This is a genomic window from Pseudomonas sp. W5-36 (genome assembly GCF_046540455.1).
GTDB classification, from domain to species: Bacteria; Pseudomonadota; Gammaproteobacteria; order Pseudomonadales; family Pseudomonadaceae; genus Aquipseudomonas; species Aquipseudomonas graminis_B.
The window spans coordinates 53783-58615 of record NZ_JAXCIQ010000008.1; the positions used below are offsets into that span (position 1 = coordinate 53783).

At 62.1% G+C, this 4833-nt stretch carries 4 protein-coding genes; all 4 read left to right on the forward strand.

From position 1 onward, the window contains the following. Positions 1 to 175 precede the first annotated feature (175 nt). Positions 176 to 754, forward strand: coding sequence for a GDP-mannose pyrophosphatase NudK (gene nudK, locus SLW74_RS15410; RefSeq protein ID WP_410929402.1), 579 nt, complete (start codon positions 176 to 178; stop codon positions 752 to 754). A gap of 147 nt (positions 755 to 901) precedes the next feature. Beyond that, positions 902 to 1453 carry a sigma-70 family RNA polymerase sigma factor gene (locus SLW74_RS15415; protein ID WP_410929403.1) on the forward strand — a complete coding sequence of 184 codons (552 nt, stop codon included), beginning with the start codon at positions 902 to 904 and terminating at the stop codon, positions 1451 to 1453. Positions 1454 to 1498: 45 nt separating this feature from the next. Next, on the forward strand, positions 1499 to 3193 hold the full coding sequence (locus SLW74_RS15420) for a multidrug ABC transporter permease/ATP-binding protein (protein ID WP_410929404.1): 1695 nt from the start codon (positions 1499 to 1501) through the stop codon (positions 3191 to 3193). Between the two features lie 164 nt (positions 3194 to 3357). After that, positions 3358 to 4704 carry a lysine N(6)-hydroxylase/L-ornithine N(5)-oxygenase family protein gene (locus SLW74_RS15425; protein WP_192134214.1) on the forward strand — a complete coding sequence of 449 codons (1347 nt, stop codon included), beginning with the start codon at positions 3358 to 3360 and terminating at the stop codon, positions 4702 to 4704. Positions 4705 to 4833 lie beyond the last annotated feature (129 nt).

Sequence of the window (4833 nt, forward strand, 5' to 3'; positions counted from 1 at the left end):
GCGAAGACGTCATTTCAGGCGCCAGAGATGTAACGGATGCCTCGGCCTCTTCGCGAGCAAGCTCGCCCCCACAAAATCCGTGTCACTTTCACAATTCCGTGTCGTTGCTTAAATCCCTGCAGCTGCGCCAACTCAATGAGCCAAATCCAACCACTCCCTACCCATAAGGACCACCATGCCTTCCACCCCCATCCGCATCACCGATGAACAACTCCTCTCTGACAACTGGTACGTGCTCAAGAAATACAGCTTCGAGCTGCAACGCCGCGACGGCAGTTGGCAGTCGCAGACCCGCGAGGTGTACGACCGGGGCAATGGCGCGACGATTCTGTTGTACAACCTCGAACGCCGCACCGTCGTGCTGACCCGCCAGTTCCGCATGCCGGCCTTCGTCAACGGTCACAGCGGTTATCTGATCGAAGCCGCAGCAGGATTGCTGGACAACGCCAGCCCCGAAGAACGCATTCGTCTGGAAGCCGAGGAAGAAACCGGCTACGTCGTGCGCTCGGTGAAGAAAATCTTCGATGCCTTCATGAGCCCCGGTTCAGTGACCGAGTGCATTCACTTTTTCATCGGCGAATACCAGGCCGACGATCGAGTCAGCGACGGCGGCGGACTGGAAGAGGAGGGCGAGGATATCGAGGTCCTGGAGCTGAACTTCGAGCGGGCCGTCGCCATGGTGGAAAGCGGCGAAATCAATGACGGCAAGACCATCATGCTCCTGCAATACCTGGAGCTGCGCCTGATGAAATAAGGATTGCAGGGCCGAAACGACTCAGGGTGCGGCGAGAAAGTTTCACCAATCGGTAAACTTTCTTACGTTGCAATGAGAATCGTTTGCGTTATCCTTCGCGTTCCTTTGTTACCAGGGATGTCGAACAAGATGGATTTTCGCCCTGCAATGAGCCACCCCACCCGGGTCGGCTCACCCTGTGTTGGCGCCACCCGTGGCGCGAGAGACCCGCGCCTCGAGGCGCTGATGGGCACCTACAACACCCACCGCGAGGCGCTGATGCGCCTGGCGGCAAAATTCCTTGGCTGTCGCGCCCGCGCCGAGGACGTAGTCCAGGACGCGTTCGTGAAGATGCTCGAGAGCGACTTGGCGTCTGCGGAACCGGCGCGCTACATGTTTCGCGTCGTGCGCAATCTGTCCATCGACCGTCTTCGCCGCCAGCGTCTTGAACGCAACCACGGCGCCGAAGCCGAGCATGAAGAGCAGATACGTTTCGAGGTGTCCCCCGAACGTGTGCTGGCCGGTCGCGAGTCACTGGATCAGCTGGTCGGGGCGCTCAACGAACTGCCCAAGCGCATGCGCATCGTCTTCGACCTCAGCCAGATCCAAGGCTACACCCAGCGCGACGTGGCCAAGGTCATCGGCACCTCGCCGACCATGGTCAATTTCCTCCTGCGCGACACCCTGTCTCACTGCCGCGCGCGGCTCGGCGAGCTCTAGGCACCGCCGCGCCATGTCCCCCGTTTTCACTGCCCGGAGTCATCCATGAAATTAGTTCGTCTGGTCTTCCAGCAATACCGCTGGCCGCTTGCGATGGTGCTGCTGCTGAGCGTCAGCAGCGGGTTGTTGAGCGTTGGCGTGATTGCCTTCGTCAACCAACGCATGATCAGCAGCCACGAAGGCCTCGGCACCGCGCTGTGGCAGTTCGGCCTGATGCTCGCCGTGCTGCTGGCGCTGGCGTCCGGGGCGTCGTTGTCGCTGACCGCGCTGGGTCACCGGTTCGTCTACGGCCTGCGCCGGGTGATGGTAAAGCGCCTGCTGGACACCAACATCGAGCGCATCGAATCCATCGGCGGGGCGAAGATTTTCGCCAGCCTGTCCAGCGACATTCGCGCCGTGACCATGGCCTTCGTTCAGCTGCCGGACCTGATCTACGGCACGGTGCTCAGCGTCGCGTCGTTCAGTTACCTGGCCTGGCTGTCGCCGTCTCTGTTCATCACCACCCTGTGCTGGATGGCGTTCACGTTGGGGGTGGGCTGGTTGCTGGTGGGCAAACTCAACGCCCACATTCGCGCGCTGCGTGAGTCCGAAGACAAGCTCTATCAGAGCTATCAAGGGGTGATCGACGGGCGCAAGGAGCTGACCCTCAACCGCGACCGCGCGCGCCGGCTGTACGAGGAAACCTTCGACGTCGCCGCCCAGCGCTACCGCGAGCATTTCACCCTGGCCGATCGTTATCACGGCCTGGCCAGCAACTGGGCCAACATCATGGTCCTCGGCACCATTGGCCTGGCGTTTTACCTGGCCAACGGCCTGGGCTGGGCGCCGACGGAAGTGGCGGCGACCTACGCGCTGACCGTGCTGTTCATGCGCACGCCGCTGGTGCTGGCGGTGGCAGCGATTCCGGCGCAGATCTCCGGGCGCGTGGCGCTGGATAAAGTCGAGTCCCTGGCCCTGGCCGAGCACCACGAAAGCTTTGCCGTCGCCCCGAGCCACATCGCCGGCCACTGGCAGACCCTCGAACTGCGTGACGTTGAATACCACTACGCGCCCCAGGGCGACGAGCCCGGTTTCGATGTCGGCCCGGTCAACCTGACCCTGCGCCGGGGCGAAACGGTGTTCCTCATGGGTGGCAACGGCAGCGGCAAGTCCAGCCTGGCACGCTTGCTCAGCGGCCTGTATCGACCGTCGGCGGGGGCGATCCTGATCGACGGCCAAGTCATCGGTTCGGACGACTGGCTGGCCTACCGTCAGCTGTTCGCCAGCGTGTTCACCGACTTCCACCTGTTTGCTCAATTGCTCGGCGCCGACGGGCAAAACGCCGATGTCGCTGACGTCGACCACTGGCTGGAAAAACTGCACATGAAGCACAAGGTGCAGCTCGCCGACGGGCACTTGCTCGACACGCGTTTTTCCCAGGGGCAGCGCAAGCGCCTGGCGCTGATGCTGGCGCTGCTGGAGAAGCGCGACATCCTGCTGCTGGACGAATGGGCCGCCGATCAGGACCCGCTGTTCCGCCGCTTCTTCTACCGCGAGCTGCTGCCGATGTTCAAAAAAGCCGGCGTGACGGTGTTCGCCATCAGCCACGACGACCAGTATTTCGACCTGGCCGACCGCCTGGTGAAGATGGAGTCCGGGCAGCTCAGCGAACTGCAGGGTGATCGCCGGGAAAACGCCAGCCGCGACGCGGTGGAAGAGATTGGCGCTGCCTACCAGATGAAGACAGTAGAGGCGCTGTAAGAATTTTCGGCGACTGCGACTAAACAGCCGTCAGCCTCAGTCGTCATGTTAATGAGAATCAGTCTTAAAAATTTTTGATGCGCGTGAACTGCCATCCGGCGCCAGCGATTTTGTCGCGCGGCTTGCCGGAGTCGATCGCGCATCGCGCCTTACGAGAGGGAAGCATGGAACTCGTCTACGACTTCATCGGCATCGGTTTCGGCCCGTCGAACCTGGCTTTGGCCATTGCCACCCAGGAGCATGCCCAGCGCAGCGGTCTGGCGCCCCACGTGTGTTTCCTCGAGAAAAAGCCGGCGTTCAACTGGCACGAAGGCATGCTGATCGACGGTTCCACCATGCAGATTTCCTTTCTCAAGGACTTGGTGACCCTGCGCAATCCGGCCAGCCGTTTCACCTTCGTCAACTACCTCAACGAGCGCGGCCGCCTGCAGGACTTCATCAACCTGAAGACCTTCTTCCCGACCCGCGAGGAATACACCGATTACCTGACCTGGGCCGCCTCGCACTTCAACGAACAGGCCCATTACGGTGCCGAAGTGATGTCGGTCGAGCCGCATTTCGAAGACGGCCGCTTCGTCGCCATGGACGTGTTGTCCCGCGATGAGCACGGCGAAATCTCCCGCCGTCGCGCGCGCAATCTGGTGTTCGGCATCGGCGGCATTCCCCAGGCGCCAGTGGCCTTCGACGGTCTGGAAGATGCCCGCGTGCTGCACTCTGCCGGCTACCGCGGCGGCATCGAAAAACTCCTCGCCAATCGCCCCGGCCCGGTGCGCGTGGCGGTGGTCGGCGGCGGTCAGAGCGCGGCGGAAATCTTCGAAGACCTGGCCTCGCGTTTCGACAATGTCGAGGCCACCCTGGTGATTCGCGGCAGCGCGCTGAAGCCCTCCGATGACAGCCCCTTCGTCAATCAGATCTTCAACCCGTCATTCACCGACACCATTTTCAACCACAGCCAGGAGCGTCGCGTCGCGCTGTTCGACGAATTCCGCAACACCAACTATTCGGTGGTCGATACCGACCTGATCGAGACGATTTTCCAGCGCATGTACCAGCAAAAGGTGCGCGGCGAAGAGCGTCACCGCATGCTCACCAACCGTGAAGTGGTCCACGCCGAAGTGGCCGCCGACGGCATTGAGCTGTTCCTGCGCGATGCGCCCCATGACCAGATGCACAGCGAGTCCTTCGACGTTGTCGTGCTCGCCACCGGCTACCGCCGCGACTATCACCTGGAGCTGCTCTCGGGCATTCAGCAATACATCGAGGGCGCCAACGTCGACCGGCACTACCGTTTGCCCCTGACCCCCGGCAGCGAAGCGGGCATCTTCCTGCAGGGTTGCTGCGAAGACAGCCACGGCTTGAGCGACACGCTGTTGTCGGTGCTGGCGATCCGTTCCCAGGAGGTCGTCGAATCGATCTTCGGCGATCAGCAGCAACCGTGTTCGGCGCGCTCTGCCCATGGGTCGTTGCAGGCCCAGGCCGAGCCCCGCGTGGCCCTGAAACTCGCGCGCTGAGCCCGGGCCTTCAAACAAAGCCCGTCACAACGGTGGTCGTCAGCGGCCACCCACTCTTTTCTCACAACGTTGTGGGCCGCCGTTGCGCGGCCTGCGGGTTGAGCCTTGCCGATACAAACAGGTGAAAGA

Bases quoted from the DNA above. Each gene is read 5' to 3' on its own strand.
- SLW74_RS15425 (WP_192134214.1), top strand. From the start codon at position 3,358: ATGGAACTCGTCTACGACTTCATCGGCATCGGTTTCGGCCCGTCGAAC.
- SLW74_RS15415 (WP_410929403.1), top strand. From the start codon at position 902: ATGAGCCACCCCACCCGGGTCGGCTCACCCTGTGTTGGCGCCACCCGT.
- nudK (WP_410929402.1), top strand. From the start codon at position 176: ATGCCTTCCACCCCCATCCGCATCACCGATGAACAACTCCTCTCTGAC.
- SLW74_RS15420 (WP_410929404.1), top strand. From the start codon at position 1,499: ATGAAATTAGTTCGTCTGGTCTTCCAGCAATACCGCTGGCCGCTTGCG.